Source organism: Sphingopyxis sp. GW821-FHT10B01, assembly GCF_059415685.1.
Genome location: NZ_JBWKNS010000003.1, coordinates 704,184 through 719,730 on the forward strand (window position 1 = coordinate 704,184; position 15,547 = coordinate 719,730).

A 15,547-nucleotide genomic window follows, 5' to 3' on the forward strand; every position below is an offset into this window, starting at 1 on the left:
ATGGTTGCGCAAACATTGCGGTCAACTCCGATCGCCCGGCGGCCTAGCCGATTGGCTTCACCTCAAGGGCGAATTAAAGGAGATCGGAAGTGTCGTTTCAGCATTGGACGACCAGCCGGTCTATCAGGGCCAAATCATCGGAAAGGTCCGGATAGGCCCCGGTCACGCTGGACGGCCACCTTCTTCGATTCATCAAGGACCGGCTTCCGCACGTTGGCCTTCCGAACTGCAGCAGGTGAATCTCGCCTTCGATCCCACTGACGGCGAAGATGCGCATCGACATTCCAATGCACGCTATCGCCGCGGCGGCGGCCTTGGCAACCAGCTTTACAAATGGCGGCCACACCTGGTCCGATCCGCACAACCGCATCTTCGGCAAGGGCATGTTGCCCGACGTCCATAAAAAAGGCTCGGTGAACCCACCCCCCGGACGTCGACGCCACAAAACCCACTACCAACGTCCTCAATCGCGAGCGCCGCAATGCTCGCACAAGGTTCGGCTTCCAACGCAAAAGCGTCCGCTCCTCACCGGGCGGTCGATGTAACGAAAAAGGAATTCTTGATGATGCGTACTCTCCTTTTGGCCGGCGCACTCGCGTCGATGCCCGGCGCTGCGTTCGCCCAATCCCATGACGAACCCACCTTCAGCGGCGTGAAGATCGGCACGTCGATCGATTATCGTTGGCACGACGGCGATTTTGCGGTGCCTCGCATCGCTGGCAAGGTTGACGAGAAAGAGGGCGGCATCGGCTTTCGCGGCCATGCGGGCTATGACCTTCAACTCGGCTCGGCGTTTCTGGTGGGCGTTGAAGGCGGTATCGGGCGCGGAGGCAAAAAGCTCACCGCGTCGAACACGACGGGCGATTACACGCTGAAGCCGCGTTGGACATGGGATGTCTCGGGCCGTGTCGGGGTGCTGCCGACCTCCAATGTTCTGCTCTATGGCCGCGCCGGATACAGCTGGCTGCGGGGTCGCGAAACAACCGACTTTCACGCGTCCAACCTCAATGACCTAAAATCGAGCGGAACCGAAAAAGGTTTCCTTTGGGGAGCCGGGGCGGAAGCTGCGCTTGCATCGGGGTTCTATGCCCGCGCCGAATATGACCGGGTAAATTATCGCGATGGGCTGACCTCGTCCAAGGTTCTCCTCGGAATTTCAATGGGGTTCTGAACCGGACCGGTTTCGACGGACGGCCAATTCCACGGTCGTCCGTCGGGGCTGCAAGGCGAAATCAATATTGCTCCAGCTCCGTAAGCTTCCGCTTGGCATTTTCATTTGCCGGATCAAGGACAAGGACGCGCTTGTATGCGGTGATGGAGGACCGGGTATCGCCATTTACCCGATATGCCTGCGCAAGGCTGTCATGGGCATTCGCGCTCGCCGGAAATTTAGCCGCCGCCAACTTGAAAATGTCGAGCGCGTCGCCGGCCCGCCCCGTGCTGAGCAATCGATATCCCCAATCGTTCAACTCCATTTCCGGCCAGGAAAAGCCCGGTCCGCGCGCCTCGATATCCGCCGCAGCGAGCGCAGCGCGGTGGTAACCCCACTCCTCAAGCTCGATGCGCAGGGCCGGTATCCCAGACAGATCGAGCGTCGGAGCGAAGAGCGACGCGACCTTGTCCACCATGTCTTCCGGGTAGCTGCCTGAAAGATTTGTAAGGATGACGATGCCGAGGCGATGCTCGGGATAATAAAACACTGCTGCCCGTCCCCCGCCTGTCATTGCCACGGCGCGTTGGCTACCACGAGCGAAGACCTGCCAGCCAAGTCCCCATTGCCCCTTCTCACCGCTTGCGAAGGCTGTCGGGGTCCACATCGTCTCGCGCGCCGCGACCGACAGAATCGTACCGCGATCGATCGCAGCGAGCCATGCTGCCATGTCGAGCGCGGTGCTGTTGAGACCGGAGGATGCCCGGCGAATGGGAAGGAAGCGCTCCGAGGTCGCTTTCAGTTCGCGTCCATCCGGGGCGGGCGCCCCATAACCATCGATGAGCGGTCCGGCGGCGACCCAGCGATAGGTCGGCGCCCGGTGCGGGATCACGTCATAGGCATCGCCATAAGCCGTGTGTTTCATCCCTGCCAGCCGGATCTGATCCAGCGCCAGCGGTGCGTCGAGTGCTCGTTTCTCCAGCGTATTGAGCACTCGCTGGATCAGGGAGTAGTTGGTCTGGCAGTAATGAAACCGCGCGCCGGGCGCGAAAATCGTCGGCTGCTCCAGCACCCATGCCCAAGCCGCCGCAGCGTTGGTCTCGACGGTGGGCGCACGCATGATATCGGGAATGCCCGACATGTGGCTCAGCAATTGCCGGATCGTGACATCGCGCCAGCCCAGAGGTAGATCGGCGAGGTATCGCCCCACCGGTGCGATCGGATCCAGCCGCCCTTGTTCGGCCAGCCGCATCGCCGCTATCCCGGTAAACGCCTTGGTGATCGAGTTGACGGCGAACACGGTATCGGCGCGGACCGGTTGCGCGAACTCGACGCTCGCGGTGCCATAGTTGCGGGCTAGGACAACATGCCCCTCACGAACGACGGCGAGCGCCAAGCCCGGGATGCGCAGCTTGCGTATCTGGGCACCGAGATAACGATCGACCTCGGCTCCGGTGTCGCCCGCCCCCGCCCTAGCTAAAACGGATGGCGGACGAAGCAGGGTCGTCAGCCCGATCGCAGGCGCGTAGCGAAGCAAGGATCTGCGCGTACCGGCCCAGAAAACCCTGTTCATCTCAGTCTCCGTGGCTGACGGACGCGGAGAGGCCTGCAGCATGATCCGCGGGCGCGCCTTCCGTCATCGAATCCGGTCTGCGGGCGAGCCGCTTTGCCAATAGTCCCCGATAATAGCCGGCCAGTTCGGGCTCGTCGCCGATGATCTCGAGCGCGCGGACGATGGCGACCCAACCGTTTGCGCCATTGACGAAGATCGCGGCGCCGGTGCGGCGATCGGGCGAGAAATAGACGAGATCGGTTTCGCCCTCGTCGTTTCCGGTGTGGTGAAGGACCATATGACGACCATATCGGTGCACCTGCCAACCGAAGGAATAGCCGTAGCGATCGGGACAACGATGCGTATATCGCCTGGAGCAGTCATAGACGGGGTCGCCCGCGAGCGGGGTCAATATCGTCTCGCGCTTCGCGCGGGCCTGCGAGCGCTTCGACGATTCCGTGATCAGTCGTTCGAGAAATCCGCCGTAGGCGCTCGTCGTCGTGATGAGATCGAAAGCGGCGCCGATTCCTGTGCCCTCACGCAGCCCCGGATATATCTTGCCTACTTCGAGATATTCGCCGTTGGCATCGACCGGCATCGCGAGCCGCCCGTCCGTCCATGCCGGCAATTCTCCCACCGCCATATTGTCGAGGCGCCATGGCTTGAACAGCATCGCGCCGGCGAGCACGCGCAGCTTTTCTCCTGTCTTCGCCTCGGCATAACGTGCCGCGATTTCGACGCCGGCGCCTGAATAGCGATAGCGGGCACCGGGTGTCCAATCGAATGCGAGCTTGCGGTCCGCATAGTCGTCCGGCCAGTTACGCAGGCCCGAGCGATGCGACAGCAGGATCCGGGCCGTCAAAAGCCTGTAGCGAGGGTCGCGATCAATCTCTGGCGAGCGGACAAGGTCTACGATCGGCTCGTCAAGGTCTATCTTACCGGCGGCAGCAAGCGCGAGCAGCGTTTCGGCGGTGACCGTTTTCGCGATCGAGGCGGTATTGAAGGCGGTATATTCGGTAACCGGAACACCCGGGCTTTGCTCGCCATAATGCCCCGACCAGATAATCCGGCCATCGCGGATCACCGCTACACCGATGCCGCCGATCTTCTCTTCGCGCACGATGGCCGGCATCTGCCGTTCCATCATGGCATCCAGCTTTGCCACGGCAGGCATCACGTCGCGGGCCAGTGCCGGCTGCGCGACGGCGGTGGCCGCGAGCGTGGTGAGAAAGAATGTCCACTTCTTCACGGTCGATTAGCTCACTTGCCCGGAGTCCGGCCGGCTCGCCCTGGGGATTTCGGGTTCGCGCCGGCGGACCTACGCATCGACCTTGTCGAGGGATGAGCCCGCCGGCGCAACGTCAACAGCCGAACTCTGGCTTCGCAAAATCGTCAATCCGCCATCCCGCCGGGGTGCGGTGCGCATACATTGTATAGAAACAACGCTTCTCTTCGGTTGTCGTCGGAGAAATTTCGGTGCGCGTCCGCGGGCGACGGCGCTTTTCGATAACGGTGGTCTCGGTGCCCCCTGACGTCGTCGTCGAGGTCTCCAACCATTGATATGCGCGCCGTCCATCGGGCAGATCGCGCACGTCGTAGGGCGGACCGTATCGCGCCATGACGTCTTCTGGCGAGCGCCCCACATAGCCGCGCATGATATCGGTCGCACAGCCTGACAGGGCCGAGGCGAGAATGATGCCGGACATCGCCGGAAAGAAGAGGGACAGCACGCGCAACCGGGATTTCATGGGGGACTCCTCTGTAAGAACAGGGTCGCCATGACAGTCGAGGATTGCGTCAACCTGACGTTGTTACGGAATTTGGGTCTGGCGCATGAGAATGCGCTGACCGCGAGTCGCCCAGATAGCGGGTCAGACCGTGCCGTCGCCCGCGCCGGGTACAAATTCAAGCCGCATGATCGTCCCGCCGCCACGGGCTTCCAGCGCCGACACGCTGCCACCGTGGCGATCCATCACCTGCCGAACGAGATTGAGTCCCAGCCCCGTTCCGGTCTGCCGTGCGCGAAGACGATAGAATGGCTCAAACACCTGCTCGCGCTCCACGATGGGAATTCCGGGACCATCGTCCTCGACGTCGATGACGGCGCCCGCCACGCGGACGATGACCCGCCCTCCGCCATGGTCGAATGCATTCTGTACAAGATTGGCTATCGCACGTTCCAGTGAGGGCCTGTCTCCCCGCACGCAGTCGGCGCCGAGATCGACCACCGCGAGATCGCCGCCGGTTGCGATCGCGAGCGGCGCCAGGTCGGCGACGACATGCCGAGCCAGATCGGCAAGATCGATGACATCGTCCATTCGCGTAAGGCGGTCGATCCGCTGAAGGTCCAGAAGCTGTTCGGCCAAGGTCGCTAGCCGGCCGATATCGGGCCCGAACCGTCGAAAGAGATCCGGATCGTCCGATGCCTCGACCTTCGCCTGCAGGACGGCGATGGGCGTGCGCAGTTCGTGCGCCGCATCGACGATGAAGCGCTGGTGCCGCTCATAGCCTTCGTCCAGCCGGCGAAGCGCACCATTGAAGGCTTCGACCAGAGGTTCAACCTCGGCGGGGACCTGATCGGTGGGCAGGCGGGCGCCGCGACGCTCGATGTCGATCCGCCCTGCGACGCCGGACACGGTGGATAGACCGGCAAACGCACGCCGGACTATCAGAGGCGTAGCGATCATCGTAACCAATGCGAGTACGGCGAGGAGCGGGATCATCAGCAAGTTCGACAGGAACAGGACGACGAATGTCGGGCTGAACAAATTGCCCTTGGTCAGGATCGTGAGATCGCCCGCCGGGCCGGAGACCTGGCGGATAATGGCGAGATAGGTATAAGGTTTGCGCGCATCGCGGATGTCTGCGAAGGACATCCGGTCGAGATTCGCAGCAAGCCCACGATAAATGTCAGGAACCTTGCCGCTCGTGACGATCTCCCCCTTGTCGCTGCGCGCGACGAACCAGAAATCGGCATCATTGCGGCGCAGCGCGAATAATTCCCCGGTTTCCTTGAGGTGGATGGCCCCGTCGGGCGATCGTTCGATGGCGCGCGCCGCGACTTCCGCATATTCCGGGCTCACGAGGACGCCCCCCTCATCGGCCTGAACGAGCCAGGCGATAAAGACGATGCCGAACAAGAACAGCGTTCCGACATGGAATATCAACAAACGCGCGATCAGGCGCCGCATCAGGGATTGTGAACGCCGCGGCATCAGGAAATTTGCCGTATGAGGTATCCCACACCCCTGATGGCATGGATTTCAACATCGGCGGCGGCATAGGCTAATCGCCGCCGCAGCCGCGAGACATGGGAGTCGAGGGTGTTGGACTGAATTTCGTCATCGAAGCCATAGACAGCTTCCTCGAGCGACCGGCGCACTACCGTGCGCCCGCGTCGGCGCATCAGCGTGCCGAGGACCAACAGTTCGCGGCGCGGAAGGTCAAGGCGCTCTCCACTCACGCTCGCTTCTTCGTTCTCGAGGTCATAGGCCAGCAGTCCCAGTTTGATCTGTTGCAGAAGCAAACTGGCCGGCCGCCGCCGCACCGCACGAATACGCGCGAGCATCTCTTCCATCGCGAACGGCTTCGCCAGGTAATCGTCGGCGCCGGTATCAAGCCCCGTCACACGATCCGTTACGTTCCCAAGTGCGGTGATGACGATGATCGGGACACCGGGATTGTGTTCGCGCAAGTCCGCTACAATCGACAGACCGTCGCCGTCGGAGAGCGTCCGATCGAGCAAGACGAGGTCGCTGTTTCCACAACGGGCGGCTTCTCGCGCAAGGGCGACGCCAGACACATGATCGACGACATAGCCTTCCCGTTCAAGGACGTTTCGTAAGGCGGCCGCCATCGCGGCTTCGTCCTCAACCAACAATATTCGCACCATACCCCCTGTCTATATCTCGAATCCGGCCCACAGGATTTCGCCGGCCCAGCCAATTCCCTCCGCTGTCGTGGCAGAATCGTGACCGATCTTGACTGAACCGCCGCCGAACGACCGCAGAATCTGCCGGCGCGAAGCGTCTCTGCTTGTAGGAGCGATTTCGCTCATGTTGTTCGGCGAGGGAGAATCGCATGAATTGGTCCCTGCGGTGGCCGCCATGGCAGCGCGCTATCGCATGAATTGGTCCCTGCGGTGGCCGCCATGGCAGCGCGCTAGCGCCAAAGGCGCTGAAGCGCCCTACCCTGTGTCCATTTACGGCGGCCCCGATACCGGGTCAGGTCTGCGCAGCAAGCGGCGTGCTGCCGACGTCCATGCGAAGCTCGGAGAAGCCCTGCCCGACGTCGATGCCACAAGAGGCTCGACGGATGGATTCAATCGCAAACCACGCAATGCTCGCGCAAGGTCCGGTGTCCATCGAACGCCGTCCGCTCGTCGTCGAGCAGTGATTTAACGAAGAAGAAATTCATGATCACGCGGATTTGGCGTCCAGTTCGCGATTTTTTTGGAGAACAGACTTGAAAAGGCTCCTTACGATTGCCGCGATTGCCATGTGCCAAGGTATCACGTCGCCCGCGCAAGCTCAGTTACGCCCTGCACCAGCGTACAGCGACAACGCCGTGCTCTCGCCGGCACAGAAGACCGAAGCGGTCGAAGCGATCATTTCCGCAATCGAGCGCCAATATGTTTTTCCCGATCGTGTACCGGCCATCGTCGAGGCCTTGCGGTCCAGCAATGCCGCAGGCCGATATGAAACGACCGACCCCGCCACATTCGCCACGCGGATCAGCGAGGACATCACTCGCGCCGGGAAGGACACGCATCTTTATCTGCAGTATGATCCCCAATATTTCGGAGCCTTGACCCGGCCGCCGTCGAGCGCGACAGCGCCGGATGGCGATAGCCAGGCACTGTTGACGGCCCGGGCTCGCCGGACCCACTACGGACTGGGGGACAGCCGGCTTCTACCGGGAAACATTCGCTATCTTCGCATTTCAGGTTTCGACTGGATCGAGGATGAGACGGGTGAGGCCTATGACGACGCGATGCGGTTTCTCAGGGATGGCGATGCCGTTATCATCGACATTCGCGGGAATGGAGGCGGGTCGCATGATGCGGTGCGCTATGCGCTCAGCCATTTTCTGCCTTCGAACCGCCTGCTGATGACTTTTTACGAAGCCGGCAAGGATCCGGAGCAATCCCATACATTGAGTAACCTTCCCGCCGCCCGGATGATCGGCAAGCCACTCTATGTGCTGATGGACGGCAGCACCGCTTCGGCCGCCGAAGATTTCGCTTACAGCGTCCAGCAATTCAAGATCGGCCGCCTGATCGGCGAGGCCACCGCAGGGGGCGCCAATAACAACCGCTACGTGCCCATCTCGTCGGGTTTTCTCCTGAGCGTGTCGTTCGGTCGGCCCGTCCATGCGGTGAGCAAGGCCAATTGGGAGGGAACGGGCGTCGCGCCGGATATCCAGACGGCTGCAGCGAGTGCGCTCGACCGGGCAGAGCTGGAAGCGCTGAACGTACTTGTCACCGGCGCCGGCGATGATGCTGCACGCCGGGCCGAATATGATTGGGCACGCGTCGCCGTCGAGGCGCGGCTTCACCCGGTCATGATCGCAGGCACGTCGCTCCGCGCCAGGGCGGGGCAATATGGCGACGCGACCATTGAATATCGCGATGGAGCTATCTGGATGCGAACACGGGCGGGCGCGCCCATGCGGCGGATGTTGCCGCTAACACCGGACGGACTTCTGTTTGCGCTGGAAGGACGTGAAATGCTCCGCGCACGCTTCAAAGGCGCCAACCTGGAAACGCTGTGGCGAGGGGTTCCGACGCCCATTGTTTATACGCGGTCACTACGTTGACCAGACTGATGCGTAGGGCTGGAAGTTACCGCAGACGTATGGCGTCCCCGGGCGAGCGCCATCTTGGACCGATTGACGGGCATTGCATTCTCGGGTCGGCCCGAGGCTCGTCACCTCCGAGTCGGGCTGAAACCCCGCCGGCGATCATGCGCATACGTCCATCTTTTCGATTTGGCTCCGGGCCTCAGCCCCGGCCTGCAACGGAGCACTGATTATGAGTACAGCCAGCGACAACCGTTTCTGGAGCAATAATGCCAAGAAATATGCCAAAGGCAGCATATCGGATCCGGCCGGCTACGAGCGCACGCTGGAACGGACTCGCCGTTTGATGAAGCCGAACCATCGGGTGCTCGAACTCGGGTGCGGCACCAGAGCGACGGCCTTGCGGCTGGCTGGCGATGCCAGCACCTATGGCGCAACTGACATTTCGCCCGAGATGATTGCGATCGCCGAAGACAAGCATATGAGCACTCCGATGGTTGGCCTCACCTTTCGCACCGCGACCGTCGATGCACTTCCGCTCGACGACGGGCAAGCCGACTTGATCTTGGGTTTCAATTATCTCCATCTGGTCCGCGATGTGCCTGGAGCGCTGCGCCATATCCACGCCTTGCTCGCACCTCGTGGGCTGTTTATTTCGAAGACGCCGTGTCTTGGAGATATGAACCCGCTCATCGGGCTCGTCCTTTTGCCCCTGATGCGGACGTTTGGGAAAGCGCCCCATGCGAGCATCTTCAGTGCATTGGAGCTCAGCCAGCTCATAGAGGCAGCAGGCTTCACCATCTTGGCGATGGAAAACCACGCAAGCAGAGGAGATGATAACCGGCCGTATATCATCGCGCGCAAGCAATGATCCGATGCCTGGCCGCATATGTGACTTGCGGTCAGGCGCGTAGCTGGCACTCGTGACTCACATATTGGACGACTGCTTTCGGGCAACGATAAAGTATGCTGAAATGGCTGGGATCAGGCGCAAGTCGGCCACTCGATAAGAGGCAAGCGCACGAGAGGATACCCGATCGGTTGAGCCCTATCGTGAATATGAGGATTGCCCCCACGCTCCTGCCCTCCCAAGATGATTACCCGCTTCGAGAGACGGAGGCTTTATGGGCCGAAGAATGAGGAAGGCAGCGGCGCGGCGCCAGACGCCATGAGCGTCAGCGCGCTGCTTGAGCAGATGGAGACCCCGCCGGATTCGCATGACGAGGGGTTCTACGCCTTCACGCTAACCGCCAACGCGGAGGGTTGTATCTCCTGGCACATACATTCGATGTGGGTAGGTTATGCCGATCCAGATCAGCGGGTGGAATTGCGTGAAGCGAGCCTCGTCACGACGCAGATGGCCGACAATTGGCGTACATTGGGTCGGCCCTTTTATTTCGTGAATAATGTCCATCATTTCATGATCTATTTCCGGAACGGCGGGCATGCCCTCATCGCCCCGGCAGTGGCCGAAGCCTTCGTTCCCGATATGCTAAAGCCAAAGCAGGCCTGCCAGATCGGCGAATTGGGCTTTGTGTCTAGAAAGCTGGTTGCCGATTCCGCCTTCAAACGTGCGCCAACGCCGAAACTGCGGATGAAGATTTTGAAACGCGACGGAGGGCGTTGCCGAATCTGTGGTCGGAGCCCGGACGATCACAGTGATCTGTTTCTCATAGTTCACCACATCCGCCCATGGGCGAAGAAAGGTCTTACGGACATGGCCAACTCATCACGCTCTGCCACACCTGCCATAGAGGCTTAGATCCACATCATGACCCGAGCTTGTTCCGCTATATCCGCGATCCGAAAAACTGCCGGGACCGGAGCTTTTCCGAAGATGTGGAGAATTATCGCCGAGCTTTTGCCGCATATGGAGAAGGCGAAACTTCGCCGCGACCAGCAGGTCGATCGGATAGCAGGGGACGAACCACGACAGCGAGACCGTGAGCAGGATCTCAGCCTCGAGGTAGGGGACATCATCCTCCAGAACTAGTTGATGGCGCAGCGCCATCGCAAGACACCCACCCCCCACGCTGCGCAAATCCGCTTTAAAATCTATATGGCGCGGATCGAGCGAAAAGATCTCGATTCCCGCCGCGACCGTCCGCTCAGTCAAAATCGCGATGCGATGAGTGTACTCTCACGCACTGCGTCCATCCTTGCCCCCCCTAATCCAGCCGGCGACTGAGCGGAGCGAGCCCAGATGGCACAGTGGGGTCGGATCACCACCACGAGTTGCAGGGGACGCAACGTCATTCATGTCGATTTTCGCCCGTGACAGTCGTCCAGTCGCTCCAACTAGCGGGCGCGCCTCATTTCATTGCTTTTCGAACAATCGCTTGAGACTCTCAAAGCGAATGAAGGTCGAGCGTCCGACCTTCACCGTTTCGATTTCGCCGGCGTTGATCAATTCATAAAGGGTTGACCGGCCAATACCGGTGAGCTTGACTGCGGCTGCGATCCGGACGCAGATCGGTTCGGCAGGCAGAGTTTCGGACGCTTCCTGCTCCGACGAAGCGTCCGCGAGGAAAGCATTGTCCTTCATGGCTTGGGCCGCGAACGCGCGAAAACACGATCGCTCTCGAGAAATGCCATGAGCATGGGCGGAATGAGGTCGGCGACCGCTTCTGCTCTTCCATATGCCACCTCATAGGCTGCGGCATAGTCACGCAGCGCCTGGTCGAGATCGGGCATGATCTGGACAGTTATCTTGACTGGCGTCCGATCGGGCAGTTTCGCCAATTTGAGGTCGGGCATCTCAGTTTCTCCAAGGCTTCATGACAAGATCTCTGTGCACGACAATCCGCAGCGACCAGCCCGGACGCACTTTGAGGGTTGGCTGTACGTCGAGATTCTTCATCACGACCTGATCGCCGGCGCGAGCGGCTCCCTGCTGCGTGGACTCGCGGAGCGCCCGAACGAGGTCACTCTCGCTGCTTCCGAAACCCCGTTCGGTGCCGACCCCGAGCAACGTCGAGAGCGCGACTCCTTTCAGCAATTGCCAGGTATGCCGGTCGATCCGGTCGGACAGGCCGGCATAGCCCTGCGTATCGGTCGCCGGCACATTGTCGATGCGGATCGAGGAGCCATCGGGGAAGATGATCCGCTGCCACACCACGAGCGCCCGGCTTTGCCCGAAGGCGACAACGCTATCGTAGCTGCCGATCAGCCGCGCGCCCTGCGGGATCAGCAATATCCTCCCCGTAACACTGTCATAGGCATTTTCCGTCACTTGCGCCGTGACCAGACCAGGCAGGTCCGAATTCAGCCCGGTGATCAGGCTCGCGGCGATAACGCTGCCCGCGGTCAATGTGTGGGGCGACGGGGCCGGCATCAATGCGTGCGGATTGATGTCGTCTGCGCTGTTCCCGCGACCGACCAGTTCATTCTTTCGGTCCTGCCCGTTTGGATCCGGCTCGGGATCGACGCCTGATCGCGTCGCAGCTATTTCCCGGGCAGTGCCGGGCGCGGCCATTTCCGAACCCGGCACTGCCGCCGCGGCTCGCTGCGCGGTCCCGCCGACCTGCACCATCACACCCGATTCTCGCGCGGCGCGCTGCTCCGCGGCGATGCGCTGACGCTCCGCTTCGGCCTGCTGCGCAGCGCGCTGGGCAGCGTCAGCCGCGGGATCGGCCTGAGCGGCCGAGCCGATGCTCCGCTGATGGTTCAGGATCGGCCGCCCGAGATCGCCAGGGAGCGGCACCCCGAGCCGGGGGACATCGCCGTAGCTTTTCGGCGCGCCGGCGAGCGCATCGGGCGGCGCCTTCGCAGCAACCTCCTTGTCATCGCTCGACGCGACCAAGCTCAAGGTCGTCGGCTTCAGTGCCAGCCATGCGACGCCAACGAGTGCCGTCGAGCCGACTGCGGCAATGGCGACAATCGCACCGCGCCGGAACCGCGTGACACGGCCCGGCGCGGCGCGCATCACCAAGGTTTCCGGATCCACCTTGGCTGGCGCCGCAGCGGGCGGGACAACCGCGTCGGTCATGACGCGCTCCGTCGCGAAGCGCGCGCGGGGTCGATGCGTATGATACGAACGACCTTCTGGCGCTTCCCGCCAAGCCGCAGCTCGGCGGCGCCGAACAGGCGATCGACGACATAATAGCGGCCGGCGACGCGGTAATTGACGAGTTGAGCTTCGCCATTGTCACCGGTCACGAACAACGGGGGAGCCTCGCCCACGGCGATGCTGGCCGGGAACTCGATGAACGTCTGGCGCCCGTCGTCGAACGCGCGCAGCGGTCGCCATGCGGGCTTGTCGCCGGAAATGGCATAATTGAAGTTGAGGCGTTCGATGGCGAGGCCGGATACGATCGGTACAGCGGCCTCGGCCGCTGCCTGACTGCGGCGCAGCGCGACCAGCTCATCCTGCGGATAGGTCCAGGAAAGCGCCGCCATTGCCGTCGTGGCCGTGCTTTCCAGCGCCAGATGATAGGCGCGACGATCGGTGGTGAGGACAAGGTTCGTCCGCAGCCCGGCGGAAAAGGGCTTCACCAAGATGTGCGTGCGCTGGGTCTCACCGCTCCCGCTGGTCGTATCGCCGACGGTCCAGCGCACCGTATCGCCGGCGGCAACCGATGTGACGGTCTCGCCCGGCTGCAAGGCGATGTCGGTCACGCGCTCGGGTGCGGCAAAGAGCCGGTAGAGCACGCCTTCCGCGTAGGGGTAGACCTGCACCGCGTGGATATAGCCGGTGCTCGACGGTTCGCGCAGCGCCGCCCGATTGGCCGCGATGACACGAGCCGTCGGCGATGAGGTCTCGCGCGTCTGCGCGGCGGTGGGTATGGCGAGCGCAATCAGGCTCGCCGACAGGAAAAGCGGTCGGATCATTGGGCGTTCCTTTCCGAGGTCAGCTCGGGCTCAAGCGGCTGTCCAAGGCCGGGATTGAGCGGCGAGCCGAGGGGGAGATTGGCGGACGGTGAAAGCATGGACGGCGGCACCGACGCGGGGATCGGCTGGGACGGCCGATCTGCGGGCGTCTCCAGCTCGCGGCTCCAGTCGATCGCATCGACGTAGAGGCCGAGCGGATTCTTGCGGAGGATATCCGCCGAGCGCGGCGGGCGCAGCTTGACCGTCGCCATAGCAGTCCAGCGTGAGGTGCCAGCGAGACTGCCGCGCTCATATTCGCGTTCAGTCCAGCCGATCCGGAACGAAGTGTCAGACGCGCGGACGACGCTATTGATCTGCACCGAGACCGTCCGCCTGCCGACCTCGGCGAATGGATCGGCAGCGCGGGCATATTCACCGAGGAACAGCGCGCCGCGCTCCGTCGCAAAATCATAGGCCGAGAGCCAATTCTCGCGCATCAGCACTGCGTCGAGCGAGCGCCCGCGGATGTTGGTTATGAAGCGGCCGAGATGCCAGGCGATCTGCGGATCGGTTGGCTTGTACGCCGCATCGGCGGGCGCGATGGCCTGCGCCACGCCGAGCCGATCAACCTCGACCACATAGGGAACGACGCGGCTCTGCATCGACTGCCAGATGAGTGCAGCAGACAGGCCGGTCGTCAGGAATAGGCCGCCGAACGCCATCAGCCGCCAGTTGCGGGCTTGGACGCGCGCCGAGCCGATACGCTCGTCCCACAATTGCCCGGCACGCTGATAGGGTGTCTCGGGTTCAGGCGTCTGCCCATAGCGCTGCACGGCGCGTTTCCATCGCATAGCTCAATCCTTCTCTTTGATGTCAGGGGTAGCGGAGGCGCCGCCGCGATCGCCGGACTGGATGGCGTGGACTGCCATCTGCCGGCGCTGGCGCGCATTCTGGCTTGCATGAAGCTGGCGCGCCCAGGCCGGGGCACCGTCGGTGCCGGCAGCGGCACTGCCCTGCCCCGCCGCCGCTGGCGGAGATCCTGCAGCCCAGGCCGCCTGACGGCCTTTTTCGGCGGCGTCACCAAGGCCGGACGCGGATTTCAGGCGATTGGCGGCGGCGCCCTTGGCGGCGGTCGCCATGCCGCCGAGGCCGGCAGCGATCGTCGAAGATCCGGAGGTTTCTTGTCCGAGCTTGTAGGCGGTCGATGCCGCGCTACCCATTGACGTGCCTGCACGGATCGCGCCCATGCCAGCACCTGCGAGACCGCGGGCCGCCGCAACGGCGCCGGCCCCTCCTGCGACAGCGAGCGCCGTGGTGGCAACGACCGAACCGGCGCCGAGCTGCGGAGCCCCCGCCACAAGGCCCGATGCGATGCCGGGCCCGAAGATGGCGAGCCCGAAGATCGCGAGGCTCGCCAGCATCAGCGATACCGCCTGCTCGATCGATACCTCGTCGCCGGTGATGGCATTCGTGAAGTTCGCGAAATAGTTCGAGCCGATGCCGACGATGACGGCAAGTACCATCACCTTGATGCCCGAGCTGATCACGTTGCCGAGCACGCGTTCGGCAAGGAAACTCGTGCGGTTCCAGAGTGCGAAGGGCACAAGAACGAAGCCGGCAAGACTGGTGAGCTTGAATTCGAGGATCGTAATGAAGAGCTGGATCGCGAGGATGAAGAAAGCGACGATCACGATCACCCAGGCGATCATCAGCACCGCGATCTGTACGAAATTATCGAAGAAGGCGATCGGGCCGACCAGTTCGGCCGCCTGATCGAGCAAAGGCGCGGCGGCTTCGAAGCCCGTGCCGGCGAGCCGTCCCGGCATGAGCAGATCCTGCGCGGTGATCGCGCCGCCGCCCGCGGTCAGGCCAAGCCCGGCGAACGAGCGGAAGATGATTTCCGACAAGGTCGAGAAGCTGTTCAGGATCAGCGCGAATACGCCGACGTAGAGGATCTTCTTGAGAAACTTGGCGATAACGTCGTCTTCGCCGCCCAGTGCCCAAAACAATCCGGCAAGCGTGATGTCGATGCCGATCAGGATCGTGGTCAGAAAGCCGACGTCCCCGCCCAGCAGCCCGAAGCCGCTGTCGATGTAGGCGATGAACGCCTCCATGAATTGATCGATTATGTTGAGATCGTCCATATCGGGCTTCTTCATGAATTTTGTCGCGGGGACCGGCGGCTGGAGAGGGGCTGCCGCGGCAGCCCCCGCGACGGGACAGGCGTGGGCGGGGGA

The 15,547-nt window shown here is 62.4% G+C and carries 17 protein-coding genes; 5 read left to right on the plus strand and 12 right to left on the minus strand.

Annotation, left to right across the window (positions count from 1 at the left end; all coding sequences use genetic code 11):
• The first annotated feature begins 269 nt into the window (after positions 1–269).
• Positions 270–545 carry a hypothetical protein gene (locus AC07NV_RS12180; RefSeq protein WP_495166611.1) on the plus strand — a complete coding sequence of 92 codons (276 nt, stop codon included), beginning with the start codon at positions 270–272 and terminating at the stop codon, positions 543–545.
• 17 nt (positions 546–562) lie between these two features.
• Complete coding sequence (locus tag AC07NV_RS12185; RefSeq protein WP_495166612.1) at positions 563–1,171, plus strand: outer membrane protein; 609 nt, start codon at positions 563–565, stop codon at positions 1,169–1,171.
• 61 nt (positions 1,172–1,232) lie between these two features.
• Here the strand turns inward: AC07NV_RS12185 and AC07NV_RS12190 are convergent, their stop codons facing one another.
• The 5 genes from AC07NV_RS12190 to AC07NV_RS12210 form a co-directional block, all read right to left on the minus strand.
• Positions 1,233–2,687 (minus strand): serine hydrolase domain-containing protein, encoded by a 1,455-nt coding sequence (locus AC07NV_RS12190; protein ID WP_495166613.1) that lies wholly within the window; start codon positions 2,685–2,687, stop codon positions 1,233–1,235.
• Positions 2,688–2,724: 37 nt separating this feature from the next.
• Positions 2,725–3,951, minus strand: a complete 1,227-nt coding sequence (locus AC07NV_RS12195; RefSeq protein WP_495166614.1) for a serine hydrolase domain-containing protein — start codon at positions 3,949–3,951, stop codon at positions 2,725–2,727.
• 112 nt (positions 3,952–4,063) lie between these two features.
• Positions 4,064–4,450, minus strand: a complete 387-nt coding sequence (locus tag AC07NV_RS12200; RefSeq protein ID WP_495166615.1) for a hypothetical protein — start codon at positions 4,448–4,450, stop codon at positions 4,064–4,066.
• A gap of 123 nt (positions 4,451–4,573) precedes the next feature.
• A complete protein-coding gene (locus tag AC07NV_RS12205; protein ID WP_495166616.1) occupies positions 4,574–5,893 on the minus strand; it encodes a sensor histidine kinase in 1,320 nt (439 codons plus the stop codon).
• A 23-nt stretch (positions 5,894–5,916) separates the two neighbouring features.
• Positions 5,917–6,594, minus strand: a complete 678-nt coding sequence (locus tag AC07NV_RS12210) for a response regulator transcription factor (protein ID WP_495166617.1) — start codon at positions 6,592–6,594, stop codon at positions 5,917–5,919.
• Between the two features lie 536 nt (positions 6,595–7,130).
• On the opposite strand from AC07NV_RS12210, the gene AC07NV_RS12215 reads away from it, so the two are divergent.
• The 3 genes from AC07NV_RS12215 to AC07NV_RS12225 all read left to right on the plus strand — a co-directional run bounded on the left by AC07NV_RS12215 (position 7,131) and on the right by AC07NV_RS12225 (position 10,263).
• The gene (locus AC07NV_RS12215; RefSeq protein WP_495166618.1) at positions 7,131–8,519 is read left to right on the plus strand and encodes a S41 family peptidase; all 1,389 of its coding nucleotides are present in this window, start codon (positions 7,131–7,133) and stop codon (positions 8,517–8,519) included.
• Between the two features lie 214 nt (positions 8,520–8,733).
• Positions 8,734–9,372 (plus strand): class I SAM-dependent methyltransferase, encoded by a 639-nt coding sequence (locus AC07NV_RS12220; RefSeq protein ID WP_495166619.1) that lies wholly within the window; start codon positions 8,734–8,736, stop codon positions 9,370–9,372.
• 222 nt (positions 9,373–9,594) lie between these two features.
• On the plus strand, positions 9,595–10,263 hold the full coding sequence (locus tag AC07NV_RS12225) for an HNH endonuclease (RefSeq protein WP_495166620.1): 669 nt from the start codon (positions 9,595–9,597) through the stop codon (positions 10,261–10,263).
• Here the strand turns inward: AC07NV_RS12225 and AC07NV_RS12230 are convergent.
• From AC07NV_RS12230 to trbL, 7 genes are all read right to left on the minus strand, one after another.
• The gene (locus tag AC07NV_RS12230) at positions 10,231–10,617 is read right to left on the minus strand and encodes a hypothetical protein (protein ID WP_495166621.1); all 387 of its coding nucleotides are present in this window, start codon (positions 10,615–10,617) and stop codon (positions 10,231–10,233) included. The genes AC07NV_RS12225 and AC07NV_RS12230 overlap by 33 nt on opposite strands.
• A gap of 201 nt (positions 10,618–10,818) precedes the next feature.
• Positions 10,819–11,046 (minus strand): helix-turn-helix domain-containing protein, encoded by a 228-nt coding sequence (locus AC07NV_RS12235; RefSeq protein WP_495166622.1) that lies wholly within the window; start codon positions 11,044–11,046, stop codon positions 10,819–10,821.
• Complete coding sequence (locus AC07NV_RS12240; protein ID WP_495166623.1) at positions 11,043–11,258, minus strand: DUF2274 domain-containing protein; 216 nt, start codon at positions 11,256–11,258, stop codon at positions 11,043–11,045. Before AC07NV_RS12240 ends, AC07NV_RS12235 begins: the two co-directional genes overlap by 4 nt.
• Before the next feature lies 1 nt (position 11,259).
• On the minus strand, positions 11,260–12,489 hold the full coding sequence (locus AC07NV_RS12245) for a TraB/TrbI/VirB10 family type IV secretion system protein (protein WP_495166624.1): 1,230 nt from the start codon (positions 12,487–12,489) through the stop codon (positions 11,260–11,262).
• Positions 12,486–13,331: a P-type conjugative transfer protein TrbG gene (gene trbG / locus AC07NV_RS12250; protein WP_495166625.1), complete on the minus strand. Its 846-nt coding sequence runs from the start codon at positions 13,329–13,331 to the stop codon at positions 12,486–12,488. The genes AC07NV_RS12245 and trbG overlap by 4 nt, the downstream gene beginning before the upstream one ends.
• The gene (gene trbF / locus AC07NV_RS12255) at positions 13,328–14,161 is read right to left on the minus strand and encodes a conjugal transfer protein TrbF (RefSeq protein WP_495166626.1); all 834 of its coding nucleotides are present in this window, start codon (positions 14,159–14,161) and stop codon (positions 13,328–13,330) included. The genes trbG and trbF overlap by 4 nt, the downstream gene beginning before the upstream one ends.
• A 3-nt stretch (positions 14,162–14,164) precedes the next feature.
• Positions 14,165–15,454, minus strand: coding sequence for a P-type conjugative transfer protein TrbL (gene trbL, locus AC07NV_RS12260; protein ID WP_495166714.1), 1,290 nt, complete (start codon positions 15,452–15,454; stop codon positions 14,165–14,167).
• Between the last annotated feature and the right edge of the window lie 93 nt (positions 15,455–15,547).

Bases quoted from the DNA above. Each gene is read 5' to 3' on its own strand.
- AC07NV_RS12180 (WP_495166611.1), top strand. From the start codon at position 270: ATGCGCATCGACATTCCAATGCACGCTATCGCCGCGGCGGCGGCCTTG.
- AC07NV_RS12185 (WP_495166612.1), top strand. From the start codon at position 563: ATGATGCGTACTCTCCTTTTGGCCGGCGCACTCGCGTCGATGCCCGGC.
- AC07NV_RS12200 (WP_495166615.1), bottom strand. From the start codon at position 4,450: ATGAAATCCCGGTTGCGCGTGCTGTCCCTCTTCTTTCCGGCGATGTCC.
- AC07NV_RS12205 (WP_495166616.1), bottom strand. From the start codon at position 5,893: ATGCGGCGCCTGATCGCGCGTTTGTTGATATTCCATGTCGGAACGCTG.
- AC07NV_RS12210 (WP_495166617.1), bottom strand. From the start codon at position 6,594: ATGGTGCGAATATTGTTGGTTGAGGACGAAGCCGCGATGGCGGCCGCC.
- AC07NV_RS12220 (WP_495166619.1), top strand. From the start codon at position 8,734: ATGAGTACAGCCAGCGACAACCGTTTCTGGAGCAATAATGCCAAGAAA.
- AC07NV_RS12225 (WP_495166620.1), top strand. From the start codon at position 9,595: ATGATTACCCGCTTCGAGAGACGGAGGCTTTATGGGCCGAAGAATGAG.
- AC07NV_RS12235 (WP_495166622.1), bottom strand. From the start codon at position 11,046: ATGAAGGACAATGCTTTCCTCGCGGACGCTTCGTCGGAGCAGGAAGCG.
- AC07NV_RS12240 (WP_495166623.1), bottom strand. From the start codon at position 11,258: ATGCCCGACCTCAAATTGGCGAAACTGCCCGATCGGACGCCAGTCAAG.
- AC07NV_RS12245 (WP_495166624.1), bottom strand. From the start codon at position 12,489: ATGACCGACGCGGTTGTCCCGCCCGCTGCGGCGCCAGCCAAGGTGGAT.
- trbG (WP_495166625.1), bottom strand. From the start codon at position 13,331: ATGATCCGACCGCTTTTCCTGTCGGCGAGCCTGATTGCGCTCGCCATA.
- trbF (WP_495166626.1), bottom strand. From the start codon at position 14,161: ATGCGATGGAAACGCGCCGTGCAGCGCTATGGGCAGACGCCTGAACCC.
- trbL (WP_495166714.1), bottom strand. From the start codon at position 15,454: ATGGACGATCTCAACATAATCGATCAATTCATGGAGGCGTTCATCGCC.